The organism is Bradyrhizobium sp. UFLA05-89 (assembly GCF_059803475.1).
The window spans coordinates 22150-43145 of the sequence record NZ_JBANBA010000083.1; the positions used below are offsets into that span (position 1 = coordinate 22150).

20 protein-coding genes are annotated in these 20996 nt (G+C 63.9%); 3 read left to right on the forward strand and 17 right to left on the reverse strand.

The features are described 5' to 3' along the window. Positions 1–224: 224 nt before the first annotated feature. The 12 genes from dhaK to SO139_RS32305 all read right to left on the reverse strand — a co-directional run bounded on the left by dhaK (position 225) and on the right by SO139_RS32305 (position 10332). Positions 225–1208 (reverse strand): dihydroxyacetone kinase subunit DhaK, encoded by a 984-nt coding sequence (dhaK, locus tag SO139_RS32250; protein ID WP_449383142.1) that lies wholly within the window; start codon positions 1206–1208, stop codon positions 225–227. A 37-nt stretch (positions 1209–1245) separates the two neighbouring features. Continuing rightward, the gene (locus tag SO139_RS32255; RefSeq protein ID WP_254097481.1) at positions 1246–1671 is read right to left on the reverse strand and encodes a hypothetical protein; all 426 of its coding nucleotides are present in this window, start codon (positions 1669–1671) and stop codon (positions 1246–1248) included. Continuing rightward, positions 1668–3281: a phosphoenolpyruvate--protein phosphotransferase gene (gene ptsP / locus SO139_RS32260; protein ID WP_474800742.1), complete on the reverse strand. Its 1614-nt coding sequence runs from the start codon at positions 3279–3281 to the stop codon at positions 1668–1670. Before ptsP ends, SO139_RS32255 begins: the two co-directional genes overlap by 4 nt. Before the next feature lies 1 nt (position 3282). Beyond that, a complete protein-coding gene (locus SO139_RS32265; RefSeq protein WP_449383144.1) occupies positions 3283–3591 on the reverse strand; it encodes an HPr family phosphocarrier protein in 309 nt (102 codons plus the stop codon). Positions 3592–3622: 31 nt separating this feature from the next. After that, a complete protein-coding gene (gene dhaM, locus SO139_RS32270) occupies positions 3623–4015 on the reverse strand; it encodes a dihydroxyacetone kinase phosphoryl donor subunit DhaM (RefSeq protein WP_474800740.1) in 393 nt (130 codons plus the stop codon). Beyond that, on the reverse strand, positions 4012–4635 hold the full coding sequence (gene dhaL / locus SO139_RS32275) for a dihydroxyacetone kinase subunit DhaL (RefSeq protein ID WP_449383146.1): 624 nt from the start codon (positions 4633–4635) through the stop codon (positions 4012–4014). Before dhaL ends, dhaM begins: the two co-directional genes overlap by 4 nt. Before the next feature lie 10 nt (positions 4636–4645). Continuing rightward, a complete protein-coding gene (locus SO139_RS32280; protein WP_449383147.1) occupies positions 4646–5671 on the reverse strand; it encodes an ABC transporter ATP-binding protein in 1026 nt (341 codons plus the stop codon). Further along, the gene (locus SO139_RS32285; RefSeq protein ID WP_449383148.1) at positions 5664–6761 is read right to left on the reverse strand and encodes an ABC transporter ATP-binding protein; all 1098 of its coding nucleotides are present in this window, start codon (positions 6759–6761) and stop codon (positions 5664–5666) included. Before SO139_RS32285 ends, SO139_RS32280 begins: the two co-directional genes overlap by 8 nt. Before the next feature lie 10 nt (positions 6762–6771). Further along, the gene (locus tag SO139_RS32290) at positions 6772–6972 is read right to left on the reverse strand and encodes a hypothetical protein (RefSeq protein ID WP_449383149.1); all 201 of its coding nucleotides are present in this window, start codon (positions 6970–6972) and stop codon (positions 6772–6774) included. Beyond that, positions 6969–7931 carry a carbohydrate ABC transporter permease gene (locus tag SO139_RS32295; protein ID WP_474800737.1) on the reverse strand — a complete coding sequence of 321 codons (963 nt, stop codon included), beginning with the start codon at positions 7929–7931 and terminating at the stop codon, positions 6969–6971. The genes SO139_RS32290 and SO139_RS32295 overlap by 4 nt, the downstream gene beginning before the upstream one ends. After that, complete coding sequence (locus SO139_RS32300; protein WP_254108216.1) at positions 7928–8902, reverse strand: carbohydrate ABC transporter permease; 975 nt, start codon at positions 8900–8902, stop codon at positions 7928–7930. Before SO139_RS32300 ends, SO139_RS32295 begins: the two co-directional genes overlap by 4 nt. 71 nt (positions 8903–8973) lie before the next feature. Beyond that, positions 8974–10332: an ABC transporter substrate-binding protein gene (locus tag SO139_RS32305; RefSeq protein ID WP_449383151.1), complete on the reverse strand. Its 1359-nt coding sequence runs from the start codon at positions 10330–10332 to the stop codon at positions 8974–8976. A gap of 530 nt (positions 10333–10862) precedes the next feature. Between SO139_RS32305 and SO139_RS32310 the strand changes: the two genes are divergently transcribed. Further along, positions 10863–12536, forward strand: a complete 1674-nt coding sequence (locus SO139_RS32310) for a Na/Pi cotransporter family protein (RefSeq protein WP_498541245.1) — start codon at positions 10863–10865, stop codon at positions 12534–12536. A 141-nt stretch (positions 12537–12677) separates the two neighbouring features. Here SO139_RS32310 and SO139_RS32315 read toward each other — a convergent pair whose 3' ends face one another. Further along, the gene (locus SO139_RS32315; RefSeq protein ID WP_498541246.1) at positions 12678–14120 is read right to left on the reverse strand and encodes a lipopolysaccharide biosynthesis protein; all 1443 of its coding nucleotides are present in this window, start codon (positions 14118–14120) and stop codon (positions 12678–12680) included. Between the two features lie 334 nt (positions 14121–14454). Between SO139_RS32315 and SO139_RS32320 the strand changes: the two genes are divergently transcribed. After that, a complete protein-coding gene (locus SO139_RS32320) occupies positions 14455–15492 on the forward strand; it encodes a glycosyltransferase family protein (RefSeq protein WP_498541252.1) in 1038 nt (345 codons plus the stop codon). 12 nt (positions 15493–15504) lie between these two features. Continuing rightward, complete coding sequence (locus SO139_RS32325; RefSeq protein ID WP_498541247.1) at positions 15505–16569, forward strand: endo-1,4-beta-xylanase; 1065 nt, start codon at positions 15505–15507, stop codon at positions 16567–16569. Between the two features lie 13 nt (positions 16570–16582). Here SO139_RS32325 and SO139_RS32330 read toward each other — a convergent pair whose 3' ends face one another. From SO139_RS32330 to SO139_RS32345, 4 genes are all read right to left on the reverse strand, one after another. Next, entirely contained in the window at positions 16583–17527 is a 945-nt protein-coding gene (locus SO139_RS32330; protein ID WP_498541248.1) for a DUF6492 family protein, read from the reverse strand. 312 nt (positions 17528–17839) lie between these two features. Continuing rightward, a complete protein-coding gene (locus SO139_RS32335) occupies positions 17840–18994 on the reverse strand; it encodes an ABC transporter substrate-binding protein (protein ID WP_498541249.1) in 1155 nt (384 codons plus the stop codon). A gap of 12 nt (positions 18995–19006) precedes the next feature. Further along, positions 19007–19858, reverse strand: a complete 852-nt coding sequence (locus tag SO139_RS32340; protein ID WP_498541250.1) for an amidohydrolase family protein — start codon at positions 19856–19858, stop codon at positions 19007–19009. 12 nt (positions 19859–19870) lie between these two features. Next, positions 19871–20710, reverse strand: coding sequence for a shikimate dehydrogenase (locus SO139_RS32345; RefSeq protein ID WP_498541251.1), 840 nt, complete (start codon positions 20708–20710; stop codon positions 19871–19873). Positions 20711–20996: the final 286 nt, after the last annotated feature.

Here is a 20996-nt window from a genome sequence, read left to right on the forward strand (position 1 = left end):
TCCAGTTCGGTAGGCGCAACTGGCCGCGCAGACGATCCGATCCTTCTCCCAACAAAAATCTCAAAAACACGGAAAATTGAGTCGCGAGCGTTTCCAAAAAAATGCCGTGCCTGATGGCACGGCCAGTTTCAGGGAGCAAACCGGCGCGCGGACCGCCCACTAGCGGGGCCGGCATCCCATCGCGGCGGAGTTCGGATCGCTCAGTGGTCCATATCAGGCGAGACTCACCATTTGAGGGCTGCGGTGCGGACCGGATGGTCCCATAGCGCCGTCGCCTCGGCATCGAGCAGGCTCAACGTGAGCGAGCAGCCGGCCATGTCGAGTGAGGTGACGTAGCTGCCGACCAGCGAGCGGGTGATGCGCAGGCCGCGCTTCTCGAGCAGCTTTCGCGCGGCGTGGTACATCAGGTAGAGCTCGATCGTGGGCGTCCCGCCGAAGCCGTTGACCAGCAGGAGCGCCTCGGACCCCTCGCGCGCGTCAAGATCCTCCGCAATCGCCGTCGTCATCTCGAAGGCGATGGCGTCGGCCCGCTCCAGCTTGACGCGGCGGCGTCCGGGCTCGCCGTGAATGCCGACGCCCATCTCCATCTCGTCCTCGGCGAGCGCGAAGGTCGGTCCGCCCGCCGCCGGGACGGTGCAGCTCGTCAGCGCCACGCCCATCGAGCGCGTCTGCGCATTGACGCGCTCGCCGAGCGAAACGCAGCCGGCGAGATCGAGGCCCTTCTCGGCGGCCGCGCCGACGATCTTCTCGACGATCAGCGTCCCGGCGACGCCACGGCGGCCGATGCTATGGGTGGAGTTCTCGACCGCGACGTCGTCATCCGTCACGATGGTCGCAATGCGGCCTTCGGCGACCTCCGCCGCCATCTCGAAATTCATGCGGTCGCCCGCATAGTTCTTCACGATGAACAGCACGCCGGCCTCACTTGCGACGGCTTGGGCGGCCTCGACGATCTGGTCCGGCGTCGGTGACGTAAAGACCTGCCCCGGACAGGCGGCGTCGAGCATGCCGTAGCCGACGAAGCCGGCATGCAGCGGCTCGTGCCCGCTGCCACCGCCAGACACCAGCGCCACTTTTTTCGGGTTGAGCTCACGGCGGCGCACGAATTTGCGTTCCGATCCCAACGTGACGAGATCGGCATGCGCCGCGGCAAATCCGTCCAGACTCTCGGCCAGGACGTCGTCGACGGAATTGATGAACTTCTTCATGCGACCCTCCCCATCACTCAATGCCTCAGTTTCGGTCTCACTCTTTTTCCTGCATGATGGCAATCAGCCGCCGCGCGAACTCCTGGAGCAGCGCATCGAGCTGAGCATTCCGCTTGCCGCTGCCGAGATCGGGCAGATGCAGCGTCAAGGTCCGCTCGTGCGGTCCCTCGGTCAGCCGGCTGATCCTGCGCGGATGCGCGCGCGCATAGGCACGCAGAAAGGCCGCCTTCGCCTGCGGAGGAAAGTGGCAGACGTCGAAGATCGTGTTGAGATGCTGCACCGGGATTGGCACCGGATAGGCCGGATTGGAAATCTGGCTGACGAAGCTCCGGTTCTTTCCCATAGCATGGGCAAGCCGCAGCCGCATTCCCGAGGGGCGCTTGTCGAGCACCTCCTTGAAAATGCGCTTGTAGACTGCAACGGCGCCGGCTTCCGCCGGTTCATCGGCAACGGCGTCAGTCAAGTCCCACCCCCGCTGCCCAGACGATCGATCGTTTGCTTGATTTGCGCAAGCGCCAAGACGTTCACGGAGAGCTCGCGCAGCCCGCAATCGAGCAGCGCGGGGATGCAGCGCGGCTCGCTCGCCATGTCCCCGCAGAGGCTCACCGGGATTCCATTGCGCCGGCCGTGCTCCGCGGTCCGCGTGATCAACTCGAGAACAGCGGGGTGCAAGGGATCCATCAGGGATGCGAGAGCGCCATTCGAGCGGTCGCAGGCAAGGACGTATTGCGCAAGATCGTTCGAACCGATCGAGAAGAAGGCGCTCCTGAAGCTGGCGATCGAAAGCGCCGCTGCGGGCACCTCGACCATGATCCCGAGGTCGGGAAGCATCGCGGGAGTGCCTTGCGCCCGCAAGTCCTGCACGACGTCGGCGAACAGCTTTCGTGCCGCCTCGACCTCGCTCGCCGACGTGACCATCGGGAACATGACCTTGAGATTTCCACGCACCGCCGCACGCGCCAGTGCGCGGAGCTGAACCGCAAAGATCTCGGGCCGTGCGAGACAAAGACGAAGACCGCGAACCCCAAGGAAGGGGTTTGCCTCGCCGTCCGGCGTGAAGCCCGGCACCGGCTTGTCACCGCCCGCGTCAAAGGTGCGGATCGTCACCGGACGCCGGTCGGCCCAGCGCAAGACCTGGTCGTAGACCTGAAACTGCGTCTCCTCGTCAGGCAAGACGTGCTCCGACAGCAGAAACTCGGTGCGCATCAGGCCGACGCCATCGGCATATTGCGCATCCGGATAGTCGAGATCCTCGACGCGCTGGATGTTGATGAGAAGCTTGATCCGTTCACCGCGCCAGGACGATGCCGGCCGCCGCAGGATGGCTCGCGCGGAGGCCCTGCTCTTGCGGTGAAGCTCCCGCCGCTTCTCGAACAGGCCGATCTGCTCGCTGCTGGGATCGAGCTCGAGCGTTGCGCCCTCGCCATCGAGCAGTGCCGAGGTCCCTGCCGCCGGCACCGCGCCGAGCTGCACCACCATCGGAATGCCGCGGGCACGCGCCAGCATCGCGACATGGCTCGTCGGACTGCCGCGCAGCAGCGCCAGGCCGCCGCCATCGGACCAGTCGATCTCGAGGAAGCGCGAAGGCGGCAGATCGTCGGCGCAGACGACCGCACCGCTCGGAATTCTCAGCGCATGGCCTTCGCCGCCGCGCAAGATGTTCAATACGCGATCGCGCAGGTCAGCAAGATCCGAGCTGCGCGCCTTCAGATACTCGTCCGGCGCCGAATTATAGTCCGCGATCTGCTCGTCGAATGCCGCGCCCCAGGCAGCGTCCGCGGGTTCGCCTTCGCCGATCGCTGCCAGGATCGCGCTGACCAGATCTTCGTCCTCCAGCAGCGCGACCTGGAATTCCAGGATTTGCGCGGCTTCACCGCCGGCGGTTGCAGCGAGCTCGGCGATCTGCCGGCTCGCGGTGTCAATCGCGCTCCGCAGCGCAAGCGCTTCATCGACCAGGGTTCCGGCGACCCGCTCGCCGTTCGCGCCCGCATCGACCCGGATGAACGGCCCCTGGGCAAAACCGATCGAGGCGGTTCTGCCACGGTAGGCCGGTCCTGAAGCGCTGTCTCGCATGTTACGCGATCCCGTCTGGGAAATCGGATGCAATCAGATCGATCAGTGCGGCGACGGCCGCTTCCGCATCACCGCCCAACGCCTTGATCTCGATCATGCTGCCATGGGCCGCGCGCATGGCCATGATCTTGGCCACGCTCTTGGCATTGATCCACTCGGCCGCGCCGGCGACGCGGACGGAAATCTGCGCCTCGAACTTCTTGGCGAGCTTGGTCAGCTTGACCGCCGGGCGCGCATGCATGCCTACCGCGTGCACCAGTTGTACGGTGCCCGTGAAGATCTGTCCGTTCACGTTTGAAGTTTCCAACATCGTCATATTCCATCCTCGCGTCGCCGACATTTCAGTCGGCAGAGAGTTCCTCGGCCACGGCCCGCACCTCGGCCAGCGAGCTGCCGCCCGCCGCTTCAGTTGCCGCCATCACGGCACCTTCGACGATCGGTGCGTTGCAGACGACAACGAGATCCCGTCGCCCAGGGTCCAGCATTTCAACCGCCATTTCGCTGTTGGTCTCGGCGCCGCCGAGATCGACGAGGATCGCGACACCCTTCGGCGACCACGCGTCATTGATGGCATCGACGATCAGAGCCACGCTGGTTCCCAATCCGCCGTCGGGATTGCCGCCGCAGAAGGCGACCTTGACCTCGCTGCCGACCATCTGCCGCACCATGTCGGCGGTGCCTTTGGCAATGTCCTTTGAATGCGAGACGATCACGATGCCCACGGTGTCGTTCATGGCCGCCCCTCAAGACTCGCGCACACCGCTTGCAGAAGGACGCAGCTCGACCGTGCACCGGGATCGACATGTCCGACACTGCGAGGTCCGAGGAACGAGGCCCGTCCTTTTGTCGCCTGCATCGGCGCAGTCCGCTCGGCGGCCTCGGCAGCCGTGGAGCGAATGCGCTCGACGATGTCGGGCCGCCCGGCATCCGTCCTCAACGCCTCCAGGACAGGAACGAGCACGTCGAGCATCGTCTTCTCTCCAGCCTGCGAGCGGCCGCGCTTGCTTACCGCGTCGACTCCGCTTGCGAAAACTTCTGCAAGATCATCCGGCAGGTGCTTGTCATGCGACAGCGCTTCACCGGCGGCGAGGAAGAAGCTGCCGTAGAGCGGTCCAGACGCGCCGCCGACGGTCATCACAAGGGTCTTGCCGATCGTCTTCAGCGCCTCGTCGAACGGCTGCGCGGAGATCGCATCGAGCTTGCCGAGCACGGCTTCGAAGCCGCGCTTCATGTTCGTGCCATGATCGCCGTCGCCGATCGCCTGATCCAGGCTCGTGAGCTCCGGCGCGCTCGCGATGACCTGCTCTGCGGCCACCTTGACCAACGATTTGAATGTCTCGGGTTGCAGCGACATTGAATGATCCTCAGTGAACCATGGCGTTGATGCGTTGCCCCACGCCGTCGAAATAAAGTGGATGCTTCAGGTGCAATTCAACCTCCTGACCAACCTGGAGCGGCTGGCGCGGGTCCGCAAGCGTCACCAGCGTCTGGCCCTTGTAGTCCAGGTGAACGTGATTCTGCTCACCCAGATGCTCGACCCGATGCACGCGGCCGATCAACCGCCCCCCATTTCGCGCAGCGATCTGCACATGCTCGGTGCGGATGCCAATGGTCTCGGTACCGGGTGGAAGGACTATCTCCGAAGCAAGACGTGCCGGAAGAAGGTTGATCTGGGGCGTGCCTAGCCGTGATGCGACGTACGTACTGGACGGGCTCTCGTAGATTTCCCGAGGTGTGCCGAGCTGGAGAAGCTGGCCGTCCTTGATCACGCCGATGCGCGTGGCCATGGTCATGGCTTCCACCTGATCGTGCGTCACATAGAGTATGGTTGCACCGAGCTCGACCTGGATCCGCTTGAGCTCGAGGCGAAGCTCGGCGCGCAGCTTCGCATCCAGCGACGACAGCGGCTCGTCCATCAGGTAGATCGACGGATCCCGCACCAGCGCGCGGCCGATGGCGACGCGCTGCATTTCACCGCCGGACAGGCGGGTGGCGCGGTTGTTGAGCTTGCTGGCGATATGCAGGAGCTCCGCGGTCTGCTCGACGCGCTTGCGGATGACCGGCTCCGGAACGCGCCGCGCAGGCGAGCGCAGCGGAAACGCCAGATTGTCGTAAACCGACAGGTGCGGATAGAGCGAATATTGCTGGAAGACGAACGCGATGTCGCGCGACCCCGGAGGATCGAGCGTGACGTCGCGCCCGTTGATCATGACCGAGCCCGAATCGGGTTGCTCGAGCCCGGTGATGAGCCGCAAGGTCGTGGTCTTGCCGGCGCCGCTCGGGCCGAGCAGCACGAGAAATTCGCCGTCGTCGATCGCAAGCGACAGCTCGCGCACCGCCTCGATCGCGCCAAAACGCTTGTTGATGTTGCGCAGAATGACGTCAGCCATGGCGAGCGCCTCCCCCGTTCGCGGTGCGGATCGCAAGGCCGCTGCCGGCATCGAACAGCGCCAGCCGTTCGGAGTGAAATTCGAGACCGACCATCTCGCCGATCCGCACCGGTGTGGCGGACGGCAGCCGGGCTGCAACCCGCCCATGCGCGGTGTCGACGGTGACGATCTGGTTGGTGCCGAGATATTCCGCGCCGAACACCTCGCCACGAACCGGCGCCGCATCGGTGAAACGGATATGCTCCGGACGGACGCCGAGGACCAGCGGCGCGCTGGCACGGTCCTCGCGGATCTCTGGCACGGCGATGACGGTGTCATGGAAACTGACGGCGCGATCGCCGCAATGCAGGCCGCCCTCAAAGCTCAGGAAGTTCATCGACGGCGAGCCGATGAAGTCGGCGACGAACATGCTCGCCGGCCGGTCATAAATCTCCTGCGGCGAGCTGATCTGTTCGACGCGCCCCTTGTTCATGACGGCGATCTGGTCCGCCATCGACATCGCCTCGAGCTGGTCGTGCGTCACGTAGATCGTGGTCGCGCCGATGCGATCGTGGAGATCGCGGAGCTCGCCGCACATCAGATGGCGGAATTCCGCATCGAGTGCTCCGAGCGGCTCGTCCATCAGGAAGGCCTTTGGCCGCCGCACCATCGCCCGGCCGAGCGCCACCCGCTGGCGATCACCGCCCGACAGCTTTGACGTCTTGCTCGACAACAGATGCTCGATGCGCAGCAGCCGGGCGGTCTCCTCGACGCGCTGGCGGATTTCGCGGCGGCCCATGCCCTGGCACTTGAGGGGAAAGCCGATATTCCCGGCGACGTTCATGTGCGGATAGAGCGCGAACAGCTGGAACACGAACGCGATGTCGCGGGCGGATGCACGGTCGAAGGTCACGTCCTCGCCATCGAGCAGGATCTTGCCCTCGGTCGGCAGCTCGAGGCCGGCGATCATGCGCAACGTCGTCGTCTTGCCGCAGCCCGAGGGACCGAGCATCGCAAAGAAGGTGCCGTCGTCGATCGTGAAATTCGAGCCTTCGACGGCCGTGAACTGATCGAACGATTTTCGCAGGTTTTCGACGCGGATCTGTGCCATATCTGCGGCCCTATTCCGGAAAATGGCTCACAACGACGTAGCCGAGCGTGCCCGCCAGGATCGTCACGAACGAATAGCTGTAGAGATCGAGCGAGAACGGCTGCACCAGCATCACGATGCCGACGCCGATCAGGATCGTCGCTCCGGTCTCCCAGGGCCCGCGCCGGAACCAGCGCATCACGCCGCCATTGGCAATCGCAGAACCGGTCATTTGCGTACAGCTCCGAAGGTGATGCCGCGCAACAGATGCTTGCGCAACAGAACGGTGAAGAGGACGATCGGAACGACGAACAGCGTGGTCGCGGCGGCCACGGCCGGCCAGTCCTGTCCGCCTTCGCCGATGATGAAGGGGATGAAGGGCGGCATGGTCTGGGCTTCGCCGCTGGTGAGCAGAACCGCGAACGCATACTCGTTCCAGGAAAAGATCAGGCAGAAGATCGCCGTTGCCGCGATGCCCGTCACTGCCTGCGGCAGCACCACCTTGCGCAGCGCCTGCAATCGCGTGTAGCCGTCGACCAGGGCAGCCTCCTCATACTCGCGCGGAATTTCGTCGATGAACCCCTTGAGCAGCCAGACCGCGAGCGAGACGTTGACCGCCGTGTACAGCAGGATCATCCCGAGCCTGGTATCGGTCAGGTTGAGCTGGCGGTACATCAGATAGATCGGGATCGCGACGGCCACGGGCGGCATCATCCGCGTCGACAGGATGAAGAACAGGAGGTCGTCGGCAAGCGGAATGCGAAATCGCGAGAACGCATAGGCCGCGAGCGTGCCGAGAAACACGGCGAGGAAGGTCGAGCCGAAGCCGATGATGAGCGAATTGACGAAGCGCGGCACGACCTTCGAGGGGCCGGCGATCACCATGTCGTGCTGGCGCACGAGCTTGTCGTACCAGGTCTGCGGCGGCGGAAGCTTTGCGATGAAGTCCGGCGTCTGCCGCGTGCGTACCGTAAACAGGTTTACATAGCCCTCCAGCGTCGGCTGGAACAAAACCTTGGGCGGATAGGCAATCGCATCGCTCTGCGACTTGAACGCCGTGGCGACGATCCAGACCAGCGGCAGGATCGTGATCACCGCATAGAGGATGACCAGGCTGCCGGCCACCGCCTTTGTGCGCGGCGAGGATTCGACGATGGAGTGAGCAGTGGATTTGGCGATAGCGGCGGTCATCGTTGCTTCACCTTGTTGAGCACCTTGACGTAGATGTTGGCTGCACCAAACACGGTTACGAACAGGATGATGGCGAGCGCGGAAGAATAGCCGGTGCGCCATTTCTCGAATGCCGCGCGCTTCAGCGTGATCGAGACCAGCTCGGTGGTCGATCCCGGCCCTCCCGAGGTCAGGAGGTTGACCATGTCGAACATCTTGAAGTTCTCGATGGCGCGGAACAGGACTGCGAGCATCAGGAACGGCACCGTCATCGGCAGCGTGATCGACCAGAACTGGCGCCAGGCCGAGGCACGATCGACTTCCGCAGCCTCATAGATGTAGTCGGGAATGGAGCGCAGCCCGGCGAGGCAGATCAGCATGACGTAAGGCGCCCACATCCAGGTATCGACGAGGACGATCGTCCACGGTGCCAGCGCCACTTCGCCGGTCATGCTGAACGAGCTCGGCGGCACGCCGGTGAAGAGGCTGATCAGGTAATTGAACGGTCCGATCTGCGGCTGGAACAGCAGGGTCCAGAAGTTGCCGACCACCGCAGGCGACAGCATCATCGGCAGCAGGATCATCGTGGTCCAGAAGCTGTGACCGCGAAACTGGCGGTTGATGAGCAGTGCGAGCCCAAATCCGATCACCACCTGCAACGCCACTGACGAGATCACGAATTGCGCCGTGGTCTGGAGCCTGATCCAGACGTCCTCGTCGGTGAGAATGTCGGTGAAATTGTCGAGCCCGACGAACCGCAGCGGCAGATACGACATGCTGAGGTTGAGGCTCGTGAAGGAGAGCCTGATCATCCAGACCAGCGGAAAGATGTTGATCGCGAGCAGGAGCGCAATCGTTGGGGCGACGAACAGCCAGGCGATGGCCCGGTCCGACAGGCCGCGGACGCGTCGCGTGGCACGAGATTTGGCGGGCTCGCTCACGCCGGGGATCGTAACATGATCGGGTTGCAGAATCGTGGTCATCTTGTCCATCGGCTGGCTGGTTCGGCTTCCCCGGGGCGCTTCCCCGGGGAAACCAGTTGGAGCGATGCGAACGGTCTCGTTTATTGCGAGGCGACCTGCTTGCCCTGCTCCTTGAAGACCTTGGACCAGTCCTTGACCAGGAGATCGAGCGCTTGCTGCGCCGTTCCCTTGTCGGCAACGACGTAGTCATGCACGCGCTTCTGCATGTCGAGCAGGAGCTGGGCGTAGGACGGCTCGGCCCAGAAGTCCTTCACGATCGCCATCGACTCCAGGAACTGCGGAGCGAACGGCGCGCTCGCGGGGAAGTCCGGCGCGTTGACGACGGCCTTCAGCGCCGAGTAGCCGCCGAGCTGCCACCACTTCTGCTGAACGGTCGGCTGCGCGAACCACTTGATGTAGGCGAGTGCATCGTCCTTGTGGTCCGACGTCGCGACGACCGAGATGCCCTGCCCGCCGAGCTGGGTGAAGTGGCCGTTCGGACCGGCCGGATTGACGAAGAAGCCGATCTTGTCGCCGCCGACGTTCGGGTCCTTGTAGAGCCCGGGGAAGAAGGCGAACCAGTTCATCTGCATCGCCACCTGCCCGGACTTGAAGGCGTCGAGGCCTTCCTGCATGTAGGCGTTGGTCAGGCCCGGAGCCGTGCAGCACTTGTAGAGCTCCTTGTAGAACTCCAGCCCCTTGGCAGCATCTGCCGAATTGACGAAGCCCTGCATCTGGTAGGGCTTCTTCGGGTTCTCGTAGTTGAAGCCGTAATTGTAGAGCACGTTGGTCACGCCCATCGTGATGCCTTCCGAGCCGCGCTCGGTGAAGATGTAGGCGCCGTACACCTTCTTGCCGTCGATCTCGCGGCCCTGGAAGAACGCGGCGATCTCCTTCAGCTCGTCAAAGGTCTTGGGTGGCGCGAGATCGCGGCCGTACTTGGCCTTGAACGCCGACTGAATGTCGGGCCGTGAGAACCAGTCCTTGCGATAGGTCCAGCCGACCGCATCGGCCATCGCCGGCAGCGCCCAGTAGTTCGGCGAGTTCTTCGGCCACTGCGAATAGCCGACGACGGTCGCCTGGACGAAATCGTCCATCGAGATCTTCTCCTTGTCGAAGAAGTCGTTGAGCTTGACGTACCACTTGTTCTCGGCAGCGCCGCCGATCCACTGGCTGTCGCCGATGATCAGGTCGCAGAGCTTGCCGTGTGAGTTGAGTTCGTTGAGGAAGCGATCCGCATAGCTCGTCCAGGGGACGAACTCGTATTTCATCTCGATGCCGGATTGCTTGGTGAAGTCCTTGCCGAGCTCGACCAGGGCGTTGGCCGGATCCCAGGCCGCCCAGCACAACGTGAGCTGCTTCCCCTGGGCCGCGGCCTCGCCGCCGCCCGTCACCACTAGCGCGGCGGCCCCAAGGACCGCAGACGTCACTGCACCACCTAGCCATTTGAGTCTTCGCATGTCCGTTTCCTCTCTATCGTTGAACCACCGAACCCGCTCGGCGCGTGCCTTTATCGGAACGACGCCAAGACCCTGAAACCGAGTTGATGAGCGATGAGATGATGGAGAACGAGACTGACCGCGCCCGGAAACGGATCCGGACGGGCTGGGCTCCTCCCACACATCAGCTCGATGCGCGATGTTTATTTTTTTGTAATACTAAACCTATTACTAAATTTCAGAGCTCGTCAAGCCGGTTTTTGGCGAGCTCGCCGACAAGCTCGCCGCGATAGCATTCAACCGCGAGCTTGCTGCAACGCAGCGAAATGGCCTTGATTTAAGAAGATCCGCTTTGCGCCCTGAACGTAAGGCTGCACCGATGCAGCCCCGCGTCACGCAGTCGAAGCGCAGGGATCGTGTTTAGCAAATCATTTTACTGAACGTTCAATGCAGCGCAGTTCCCAGGCGGTCTCGTCGTCTGCCTTCACTCCGGCAACTGCGCTACAGTCAAAAGGGGGCTGGCCTGATCGTCGTTCACTTCAGGAGACCGCATGTCCACGGCAATCTCGGTACTCGGCGGCGTCGGTCTTTTTCTGCTTGGCATGACCGTGATGACGGAGGGCCTAAAGGCGCTGGCCGGCTCCGCCCTGCGCACGGTGCTCAGCAGGGCGGCCGCGACACCGCTGCACGGCTCCTTCTGGGGCGCTGTCGTCACGCTCCTGGTGCAGTCATCGAGTGCAACGACGATGACGACGATCGGTCTCGTCAGCGCCGGCCTGTTGACGTTCCAGCAAGGGTTGGGGCTTGTGTTCGGCGCCAATATCGGCACCACGGGCACCGGCTGGCTGGTCGCGCTCATCGGCGTCCGTGTCTCGCTCACCGCCGCGGCACTGCCGATGATCTTCGTCGGCGCGTTGACCAAGCTTTTGGCCCGCGGACGAATATCCGGCGCCGGCGCCGCGCTCGCCGGATTTGGGCTCGTGCTTTTCGGGCTGACGACCTTGCAGCAGGGCATGGGCGGGCTCGCCGAACGACTGCACCCGGCGGACCTTCCTGCCGTTCTCGCGGGTCCCGACGGGCGGTGGTGGTCGAGCCTGTTCGGTGTGCCGGTGCTCGTCGTGATCGGCTTGGTGATGACTGCGCTGATGCAGTCGTCAACCGCCGCCGTGGCGGTGACCCTGTCCGGCCACTTTGCCGGTGCAATCGGGCTGGACCAGGCCTGCGCGCTGATCATCGGCCAGAATATCGGAACGGCAACAAGCTCCGCCCTCGCCGCGATTGGCGCGAGCACCACCGCCAAGCGGCTGGCCATCGCCTATGTGCTTTTCAAGCTCATCGCCGCCCTGATCGCGCTCGTGCTTTTTCCCGTCACCATCCCCCTGCTCGTGCGTGCCTCGGACAGCATCGATGGCGTCACGCTGCTGGCCGGATATCACACCGCGTACAATGTCGTCGGCGTGGTGGTCCTGCTGCCGCTGGTCAACCAGTTCACGCGCCTGGTCGAGCGTATCCTGCCCGAGCGCGGCTCACCGCTCACGCGATGCCTCGATCCATCGGCACTCGTGACTCCAATCGTGGCCGTGGAGGCGGTGCGCCGAACGGTCGCGCGCGCGCTCGTAACGGTATGCGCCTGGGTCGAGGCAGCACTGGCCGGTCGCGCTGCACCAGTTCGCCTCGGGAGAGATGCCGTATCGCTGCAGGACGCTGCCGACGCCCTGCGCCAGGCACAGATTTTTTTGTCGGAGGTGACCGGACCGCCTGACACCGAGGACGAGCAACGGCGTCTGACCAGCACACTGCATGCACTCGACCACGCGTCTCGGCTGACGGACGTGTCGAATGGCGGAATTAATTTCGCTTCGGTGAAGGATGGACCGGAGGACATCCGCGCAGCAGAACTATGCGCCGAAGTGATGCGGAGCGCGGCTGCGATTGCACGCGGCGTGGCGGCGCCATCGCAGCCGGTCGCGCCAGTCCCGCATGGCACCGACGCCATGGCCGGTCCGCGCGCGATCCAGACTGACGAGGCAATCGCCGAGCTCGAACGTTGCATGACAGAACTTGGTGAAGTGCTGCGACGCCACCGCAGCGCAACGCTCAGCGCGGTCGCCAATGGAGCCCTCACCGCCGACGCCGCACTCGATCGCGTCGAAACGGTTCGCAGCCTCCAGGCGATGTCGCATCATGCCTGGCGCTCGGCGGCGCACCTTGTCGATCGTGGCTAGTCGTATCCGCTAAAGCGCGATGAACCGTCATCGCGCATCAGGTTATTTGTTTGAGCATGATCTCCGCGCAAACGCGTTCCGCGCTTGTCGCGAGGGAAAACCGCCTCACGCTTTGCGCTAACGCGGCGCTTCGGGTCCGGATCATGCTCTAAACGCCGAGGCTTTCCGGTTGAAATTCTGCAACAGGCGCAGCGTCAGCGTTCTGGCGTTCGCGACATTGAGCAGCCAGGCCGCGCCGGCATAGGCGATGCCGCCGGCCAGGCTCACCGCAATCAGCGACAAGAGCCCGGTGCCGTTGACCTCTGAGCGAACCGCGAGGATCGCCATCGCCATGACCGCGGACGAGGCGCCCACGCCCGCGAGCCGGCCCGGATCGAACGGCAGCACATAGGCGCGGCGCATCAGGACGACCGCAGCCACGAAGCCGATGGCTTCGGTCGCGAACGTTGCCAGCGCTGCGCCATACAGCCCAAAGCCCGAAATCAGGGCGAACATCAGCGCGATGCTCAGCACCAGCGTGAGGAATGACTGGGCGGCAAGGATGAAGGGCCGCTCGGCGAGCTGGAAGCTGATCTGGACGTAGAACTGATTGGCGATCCCCAGCATCCGCGCCGCGACCAGCATCGGCAGCAGCGCCGACACGCCGGCGCGGAAATCGACGCCCACGAGCGTTCCGGCGACCTGGTCCGCAGCGAGCGCGAGCCAGACCGCGACTGGCATGATCACGACGAGCAGGAGCTCGAGGCTTTCGTTGAGCCGTTCGCGGGTCGCGGCGTGACCCTCCTGGCTCAACGTGCGGAACACGATGGGCACGGTGGCCGCAGCGACGCTCGAGGCCAGCATCACGAGGAACTGCCGCGGCAGATCGGCGGCGACGCCGAAAATCCCGGCGGCATCCTTGCCGAGAAGGTAGGCGACGATCAGCCGGTCGCTGGTCGAGTAGAGCGCGACCGAAAGACCGCCGATTGTCAGCGGCAAGCCGTAACGGGCGAGCTGGGTGAGCTGGCTCTTCTGCCAGCGCGCGATCTTCGTCGAGTCACCAGCAAGATTGAGGATGATGCCCGTGAGTGAACCGAGCCCGAACGCCGCGAGCAGGCCCAGCCCGCCCCAGCCCAGCCAGATCGCGAGCAGCCCGAAGCCGACGCTGGACAGGCTGCGCACGATCGCAATGGCCGCGAACCTGTAGGGGCGCAACTTGGCGCGCTCGAATTCCTGACCGACATCGACCGCATTCGCGGTGATGGCGACGAACACGCTGGCAAGCAGCAGCTCATAGCTGACATCGCGATGGAACAGGAAGGTCAGCGGCGCCGTGGCACAGAGGGCAGAGACGGTCAGCACGAAGGCAACCATCGCCGTGCCGCGAAAATCCACCTCCGGCGACATCGCCTGGTAGCGCGAGACCGACAGCTTGATCCAGGCAAAGAAGATCGCGCCCAGGATGCTGGCGATGCTCAGGCCCACGACGTAGACGCCATATTCGGCCGGGCTCAACAGCCGCGTGTAGGTCGTGATCGCGAAAAAGCCGACGGCGGCCGGCAGGATGTAGGCCGCGAGATAGATCGAGAAATGGCGGTTCAGCATGCGAGCACGAGACGGTGATTATCCCAGCCAATTAACGCTTCGTTAATCAGTTGGACCTTGGTTTGGCAATTTTGACGATGGCGCTGCAGCATGCCGGAGAATAGGCGCATAAAGCGACAATCCGGACCGTTGAATGCGCCGTTAGGCTCTATTTCGTACGTTAGCGTTAAATTTGCGGTTGTCTTGAACTCGCAAGTGCGATCACCCATTAGAAATAGTGGTTTCGAGCACCACCGACCGTCTCCAACGTGGACCTATCGACATGGAAGTTGCCGAACATGCTCGGACGGAGTTGCGCCTGCCCGATGCGGGCCGCAGCGACGCCGACAGGGGCATGAGCGCGACGTTGCATCCGTCACGGCCGGAGACTGCGCGCGGCGAACGGACGGTGCTCAATCTCTTCTTCGAGGAGAAGGACGACCGCTGGTTCCGCGGTGACCGGCATCTGCGCACCTGGGCTCGGCGCCTGCTGCTCGGCAAGCCGTGGATCAACGGCCAGCAGCGCGTATTCCTCAATCTGTGCGCCGGCCTCGACAGGCTCGGTATCCGCTACCGCGTCAACGATTACAGCTACATCCGCACGCATCCCGACGAACTCGCCTGCGTCATCGGCCGCCCCTTCGTGCTGGACTGGATCGACTGGAAAAATCCGATCCTGCTCGGCGTCGCCTCGTACAATCATCCGATCGACGATCCGGATCTGCTGACGCGGTATCCGATAAAACATATCGTGGTCCCCTGCCAGTGGTACGCCGACATGTGCCGACCCGGTTGGCCCAATATCGACGCGTGGCCGGTGGGCATCGATACCGACGCGTGGACGCCGCCCGTCGCGGAACACAAGAGCGTCGACGTCCTGCTCTATGACAAGGTCATGTGGGACCGCGAGCGCCTTGAACCGGATCTGATCGAGCCGATCCGCGCTCGGCTCCGGGCCGAGGGCCGCACGTTCGAGGAAATCCGGTACGGCAGCTATAATGAGCAGGACTATCGTACTGCACTGGCACGCTGCCGTACCATGATCTTCCTCAGCCAGAACGAGAGTCAGGGGATCGCCTGTCTACAAGCACTCGCGAGCGGCGTGCCCGTGTTTGCCTGGGATCGCGGCGGGCCGTGGCGCGATCCGAATTATTTTCCGCACCGTGTCAGGTTCGACGGTGTCTCCTCGGTGCCATACTGGGACGATCGCTGCGGCATGAAATTCGTCGATGCCGAGGGCTTCGGTTCCCGCTGGAGCAAGTTCTGGACGCAGGCCGGCACCGGGGATTTTCGGCCGCGCCAATACGTGCTCGACAACCTCACGCTCGCGAAAGGCGCGCAGCATTACTACGAGATCGCCCAAGCCGTGATGCAGCGTCTTTCGGCGCGTTAGGGAGTGTGCAACATGCCGAGCCTCGACAGACGCGAATTTCTTCTTGGCTCAGCTGCTGCGCTCGCGGCCGGCGCCCCGGCAGCAGCCCAGACCTCGAAGCAGCTCAGCCGCCGTCCCGGTTATGGCGCTGCGGCCACGTTGTGGGATTTGCAGGCCGACCCGCGGCTCGGCGAAGCAATCAGCACATATTGCACGCAGGTCGTTCCGGTCCTCGAGCTGAAATGGCCGATGCTGCGGCCGGACCCGCACACCTTTGCGTTCGAGCGCGCCGATGCGATCCTGGATTTCGCCCGGCAAAATGACCTGACGATGCGCGGCCACACCCTCGCCTGGTATCACGACATCCCTGACTGGACCAAGCAGATCAAGGAAACGAAGGCGGCCGAGCGGGCCTTCGTCGATCACATCTCGACCGTCGTTGCCTACTACAAGGACAAGCTGACCTCGTGGGACGTGGTCAACGAGCCGATTCCCGACAATCCGCGCAAGATCACCGATCGGCGCGACTGCTACTGGTCGAGCATGCTGGGCGAGCGCTGGGTTCCGCTGGCCTTCCGCACGGCGGCGGCCGCCGATCCCTTCGTCAAGCTCGCGATCAACGAGTACGACATCGAATCCGCCAAGGACAGTTTCATCGCCAAGCGCGCAGCCTACCGCAACCTGATCCAGGACCTGCTCGATCAGGGCGTTCCGCTGCACGCGGTCGGATTACAGTCGCATCTGCATGCCGAGCTCGAGATCGACAAGGACGGGCTTGCCGCCTTCGTCGCCGAGCTGCGCTCATGGGGGCTCGAGGTCCTCGTCACCGAGCTCGACGTCGACGACCAGAAGCTGCCCGGCGATCCGGCGCAGCGCGACGCCATCGTCGCAAAGCGCGTGGACGACCTCTTGACGGCAATCACCGCGAGCGGCCCGCTCAATTCGATCCTGAGCTGGGGCATCTCGGATCGCTACAGCTGGATCAACGGGATGTTCAAGCGGCCCGACAAGCAGCCGAACCGGCCGCTGCCGCTCGACGGCAACTTTCAGCCGAAGCCGCTGATGGATGTGATCACCAAATTCATGAAGGCCGCCTGAGCCGCGTGCCCCACTATTGCACTGTTTTCGGCGTTGCGATCCCGGCGCCATCCCCGACGTGATCGCCGGGCGCAAGGCTCGGCGCGATTGAGCGCAGGCGGAACACGTCGCGGATGTCCTCGATCGAGGTCGACGAGTAGGACTGGATGCAGAGCGCGACCTGCCGGGGCGAAGCGGCGCGCATCATCGCTTCGATCGCCGCGCGGTCGAGCCGGGTGTCGTCCCAGTGCGACACCGCAATGCTGTCCTCGGTGATCTCGTGCGCCGCCAGATGTTTTTGCGAATTGGCGACGAAGTGGCCGTAGAGCAGGTATTCGGAGAATTTCTTGCGGCGGCACAGCGCCAGGATCCAGCTCGTTCCCGTCACCGACTTGATCGCGTCGGTCATCGCCCGCACCGAATCCTTGTCCCAGACCAGCGCGTTGCCGACATAGTCATCCGCGGGGAGGCGCGTCTGCGGCACGCCGAGCAATTGATCGACGGTGCGCAGCCACAGGCAGTGCAGCGGTGTTTCCGCGCCGATCGCACCGCGCGCGACGAACAGCGGCGCCTTCGCCGAGCCTGCATATTGGCCGACGTCGAACTCGCGGAAGAACAGATTGTCCGAATCCAGGATGCAGATGCGCTGCTCGGGCGCGCCAAGCACGCCCGCGATCTTGACGATTTGCTGGATGTGCCAGCCATGCACCGGAGAGGATAGCAGCGACAGCCAGACCTTGCGGTTGCCCCGCCGCAGGAACGAGGGCGCCGCGAACAGCCATCGCGGCAGATAGCGCGACACCGGCACGATGACGCGCTTGTCGGAGGCAAACCGCGCGAACAGCGCAGCGTCCTCGTCGTTAACGACGACGTAGTGCCTGGTGTATCCCGTTAACCACGTGTCGATGCTCTCGGCGAGCAGCGAGAAGCGCTCGAGATCCTTGGCGTAGCTGGCTGTCAGCAGTGCAACGGAATGCATGAACGCGCTCGGGCCGGGTTGTCAGGGGGGCATTGCGGGCCAACTTACCGGGGCCACCTAAAGCGGGGAACTCACTTTCCAAATCAAGGTAAAGCTCCGCTGTATGGATCCCGATGCGGCTTCGCCACGCATAGCAATGACGACGCTGTCGATCCCGTCATCCTGAGGTGCGAGCCATGGGGCGCGACGCGCCACATGGGGAGCCTCGAAGGATGAACGGCCCCGCGGTAGCAGCCGGGCCGTCGTCCTTGGAGGGCCGCTTTGCGGCCACCTCAGGGTGACGGTGATAGGCGCCGCCGTAGCGCGCCGCCCTCACTCCCCATTCCCGCCCTTCAGCTTCGGCAGCGTCTCGACGATCTTCTGCTTGCCGTCGACGATCTCGGCGAGGAAGCTTGCACGGTCGATGTCCCCGTTCTGGTCCCAGCTCGCTTCCATCAGCATGCCCGGCGCCTTGTCCGGCGTCAGCGTCAAGCCTTTCATGGCTGCAGCGAAGGCCTTGCTGTCGAACTTGCCGATCTTCTCGGTGAGGTATTTGACGAGATAGACCGCGGTGTAGCCCTTGATGCCGTTGTGGTCGGGCCAGTATTTGTATCGCGCGCTGAATTTCTTGGCGAAGTCCTGGATCGCGGGCACCGGCGCGTCGGCGGAAAGGCCGACATGGCCACGCACACCGTTGGCGGCGGGGCCGGCGAGCTCGACGACCTTCTGGCTGAGCAACGTGGTCTCGCCGAACAGCGGCGTCGACAGGCCCTGCCGACGCGCCTCGATCAGGAAGCGGGCGCTCTCCTCCTCGTTGGTGTAGACGAAGACGGCATCGGCCTTGGCGGTCTTCAGCTTGATGACGTCGGAACCGAAATCGACCTGGCCCTGCTCGGTCGAGATGTCGGCCGTGATGTCGATATTGCGCGCCTTCATCTCCTTTAGAAAATTGTCGTGGCCGCCCTTGCCGAAGTCATTATTGACCCAGACCAGCGCCACCGTCTTCACCTTCAGCTTGTCGTGCAGATAGTTGGCGATCTTGGGCATGGAGAATTGCTGGCCGAAGGCAGTGCGGAAGACGAACGGGTTGCCCTGCGTGGTGATGTCGGCGGCTTCCGCGCCGACGATCTGCGGAATCTCGGCCGCCTGCGTCAGCGCCATGTTGACCTTGACTGAGCCGGAATAGATCGGCCCGAGCACGACGTACGGGTCCTTGTCCAAGACCTTCTGCACCTGGGCACGAGAGACGCCGGGATTGCTCTGGGTGTCGAGATGCTCGGTCTCGATCTTGCGGCCCAGAATGCCGCCGGAGGCGTTGATCTCGTCGATCGCGAGCGCGACGCCGTCGCGCCAGTTGGTGCCGGAGACCGCGCCGGGGCCGGACAGCTCGACGACATCAGGGATGTAAACCGTCGTCTGCGCCTGCGCGAGGCCAGCGCACAGCCACGCAGCAGCAACGATGCCGCTCCATTGTCCCAAAGCCTTCATGACGTTCTCCCTCTATTCTTTGTTATCTTGATGATCTGGGTCGAAGCCGAGCAGCCGTGCCGGCGTTCGCCACAACAGGCGATGCTGATCGGCCGGATCGGGAAAGAGCCGGCTCAGCACCGCGAGCAGTGGCCCATAATCCAGCCGCTCCGGGGCCCGCAGGAACGGATAGTCCGAGCCCCAGACGCAGCGATCGAGTGTGAAGGCCTCGACCAGCGCCGCGATGAAGGGCCAAGTGTCTTCGTAAGGGTGCGTCAGCCTCGAGAACTTGTAGTAGCCCGACAGCTTGACGTGCGCATCGCGCGTGCGGCCGATTGCCAGCAGCGCCTGGAAGGCTTTGCCGTTCAGGCCCTGCTCGACCGGCGGCCGACCGCAATGATCGATCACAAGCTTGACGTTCGACTTTTCGATCAGCGGCAGCAAAGCCAGCAATTGATCGTGCTCGACCTGGATCTGGAGGAAGAGGCCAAGATCGCTCAGCTTCGCCAACAGCGGCGCGGTGTTGAGATAGTAACCGGTGCCGTGGAACGGGACGTTGAAGGCGACGCCGATCACGCCGGCCGCTTTGAGTCGCTCCAGCTCCTTCACCTCGACATCGTTCTCGACCACCGCGACGCCCCTGAAGCGGCCCTTCCCTTGTGCGAGCGCGTCGAGCAGGATGCGGCTGTCACTGCCATAGCCGGTGTTGGTGGCGACGACGAGCGCGTGCCTGACGTCGAAGACGTCGAACACGCGGAGAAACTGCGCGGCTGGTGCGATCTCCTGCCCGCTCGGCCGATAGGGTGTTGTAGGCGTGTATGGAAACCGCGCGGGATCGATGGCGTGGATGTGGCAATCGATCTTGGGACACGCCGGGATGGTCATGGCGAAGTGCTTCTAGAAGGTCGCTTCGATGGCCTTGATGAGATCGGGCGTCACGTCGGGCATGACGCCGAACCAGGCCTTGAAAGCGAGCCGCGCCTGGTTGAGCAGCAGGCCGAGCCCGTTCACGGTCTTGCATCCGCGCGTGCGGGCCTCAGCCAGGAACGGCGTCTCGAGCGGCGTGTAGATGAGATCGGCAACCAGCGTCGAAGGCTTCAGCCGCGACAGGTCGATCTCGAGCGCGTCCTTGCCGACCATGCCGCGATCGGTGCAGTTGACGACCAGCGCCTTGTCGGCAACGGTGGCGCTGCGGTCCGCCCAGGCGACCGCGCGGACGTTTGCGCCGAACTCCTTGGCCAAAGCCTCCGCCTTGTCCGCCGTGCGGTTGGTGATCAGGATCTCACGCGCGCCGTTTTCGAGCAGCGCCACGACAACCGCGCGTGAGGCGCCGCCAGCGCCCAGCAGCAAAATCGGTCCCTCGTCGGCGCGCCAGTCCGCACGCGCATCGCGCAGGCTCTGCACAAAACCGTTGCCGTCATTGTTGAAGCCGGACAGCGTGCCGTCCTCCTCGACGACGATGGTGTTGACGGCGCCGATGCGGCGCGCGATGTCGTTGACGCGGGTGAGCAGCGCCATCGCCGTCTGCTTGTGAGGCATGGTGACGTTGCAGCCGCGGAATCCAAGCGCGACGAGGCCAGCCAGCGCGTCCTTCAACCGCTCGGGCTGAACTGCGAGCGGCACATAGACGCCACGGATGCCGTGGGCATTCAGCCAATAATTGTGAATCACCGGCGAGCGCGAATGCGCGACCGGCATTCCGATGACGCCGGCGAGTCCAAAGCCGTTTGCGGACATGCTTTCGATCCATCCTCCGTTGGCGCGACACCCGCTACGGCAGGCGTCGGCCGGCCCTTGCCGGCACCAAGGACGGCCGACGGACCTCTGCTTTTGTTCAACTGTACAAGATTATTAGGCGGAACGCCAATCGCAGGCAATCGGAATCTCGGGACGAGAAAATCGCGGCGGCAAATGCCGTGCAAAGAGAGGTGAGCGCCGGCCCTGCCCGGTTCCTGCGCGTGGCCGTGAACGCGCAGCGGTGCGACGCTCTATCGCTCCACGTCGACCTGTTGACGGCCAGCAG

Coding starts and splice junctions, on each gene's coding strand:
- dhaK (WP_449383142.1), bottom strand. CDS start 1,208: ATGAAGAAGTTCATCAATTCCGTCGACGACGTCCTGGCCGAGAGTCTG.
- ptsP (WP_474800742.1), bottom strand. CDS start 3,281: ATGCGAGACAGCGCTTCAGGACCGGCCTACCGTGGCAGAACCGCCTCG.
- SO139_RS32265 (WP_449383144.1), bottom strand. CDS start 3,591: ATGTTGGAAACTTCAAACGTGAACGGACAGATCTTCACGGGCACCGTA.
- dhaM (WP_474800740.1), bottom strand. CDS start 4,015: ATGAACGACACCGTGGGCATCGTGATCGTCTCGCATTCAAAGGACATT.
- dhaL (WP_449383146.1), bottom strand. CDS start 4,635: ATGTCGCTGCAACCCGAGACATTCAAATCGTTGGTCAAGGTGGCCGCA.
- SO139_RS32280 (WP_449383147.1), bottom strand. CDS start 5,671: ATGGCTGACGTCATTCTGCGCAACATCAACAAGCGTTTTGGCGCGATC.
- SO139_RS32285 (WP_449383148.1), bottom strand. CDS start 6,761: ATGGCACAGATCCGCGTCGAAAACCTGCGAAAATCGTTCGATCAGTTC.
- SO139_RS32290 (WP_449383149.1), bottom strand. CDS start 6,972: ATGACCGGTTCTGCGATTGCCAATGGCGGCGTGATGCGCTGGTTCCGG.
- SO139_RS32295 (WP_474800737.1), bottom strand. CDS start 7,931: ATGACCGCCGCTATCGCCAAATCCACTGCTCACTCCATCGTCGAATCC.
- SO139_RS32300 (WP_254108216.1), bottom strand. CDS start 8,902: ATGGACAAGATGACCACGATTCTGCAACCCGATCATGTTACGATCCCC.
- SO139_RS32305 (WP_449383151.1), bottom strand. CDS start 10,332: ATGCGAAGACTCAAATGGCTAGGTGGTGCAGTGACGTCTGCGGTCCTT.
- SO139_RS32310 (WP_498541245.1), top strand. CDS start 10,863: ATGTCCACGGCAATCTCGGTACTCGGCGGCGTCGGTCTTTTTCTGCTT.
- SO139_RS32315 (WP_498541246.1), bottom strand. CDS start 14,120: ATGCTGAACCGCCATTTCTCGATCTATCTCGCGGCCTACATCCTGCCG.
- SO139_RS32320 (WP_498541252.1), top strand. CDS start 14,455: ATGAGCGCGACGTTGCATCCGTCACGGCCGGAGACTGCGCGCGGCGAA.
- SO139_RS32325 (WP_498541247.1), top strand. CDS start 15,505: ATGCCGAGCCTCGACAGACGCGAATTTCTTCTTGGCTCAGCTGCTGCG.
- SO139_RS32330 (WP_498541248.1), bottom strand. CDS start 17,527: ATGCATTCCGTTGCACTGCTGACAGCCAGCTACGCCAAGGATCTCGAG.
- SO139_RS32335 (WP_498541249.1), bottom strand. CDS start 18,994: ATGAAGGCTTTGGGACAATGGAGCGGCATCGTTGCTGCTGCGTGGCTG.
- SO139_RS32340 (WP_498541250.1), bottom strand. CDS start 19,858: ATGACCATCCCGGCGTGTCCCAAGATCGATTGCCACATCCACGCCATC.
- SO139_RS32345 (WP_498541251.1), bottom strand. CDS start 20,710: ATGTCCGCAAACGGCTTTGGACTCGCCGGCGTCATCGGAATGCCGGTC.